This is a genomic window from Pseudoalteromonas sp. BMB (assembly GCF_001709235.1).
Lineage (GTDB): Bacteria > Pseudomonadota > Gammaproteobacteria > Enterobacterales > Alteromonadaceae > Pseudoalteromonas > Pseudoalteromonas maricaloris.
The window spans coordinates 1-561 of the sequence record NZ_MBQA01000018.1; the positions used below are offsets into that span (position 1 = coordinate 1).

At 50.1% G+C, this 561-nt stretch carries 2 protein-coding genes; both read left to right on the forward strand.

The features are described from left to right. Positions 1 to 323 (forward strand): hypothetical protein (locus BB427_RS24335; protein ID WP_175401222.1); only part of this gene is annotated, 323 nt, incomplete at its 5' end. After that, positions 284 to 561 (forward strand): hypothetical protein (locus BB427_RS24075; protein ID WP_217492883.1); only part of this gene is annotated, 278 nt, incomplete at its 3' end. The genes BB427_RS24335 and BB427_RS24075, both read left to right, overlap by 40 nt.

The window sequence follows — 561 nt, forward strand, 5'->3', positions numbered from 1 at the left end:
CGCCAACTTCGGTCAGCTCGGCCCAGCGTAGCTATTTTGAGCCTGCTGCACAAAATCCTGCTGAGCAATTTGAGCGCACCGGCAATCTCGAGCTTGCCTATCAACAAGGTAAAAATGAAGTCACGCTGGTAGGAAACGTAGCCGAAGCCAATGCCGGTTATTCGTTTTCGTTAAATGGTAAATTGGGCACAGCGAAAGGCGGCGATTATACCTGTATTCAGGTGAGCCAATACGTATCGCGCTCCCAGAGCATAGTCCTAAACCGATGGTGTTTACCGCCACAGTGCACTCGCTGTCGGGGTCAAAGGCCAATCCTCACTTAGATACCCAAGGGCAATATGCCACGCAAGTACATTTTGATAGTCAGGTGACCGAGTCGGTAAAGCGCCTCACACAATATGCCTGTCGCGGTCAAAAGCAACCAACGGGATTACACTTTCCACTGCTGCCAGACAGTAATGTGCTCATCGGTTGCATGAACAACGACCCTGACCAAAGTTACCTGTTAGGGTTTGCCCTTAATGACACCCAACCATCTGTTGTTACTAGCGCCAATAACAC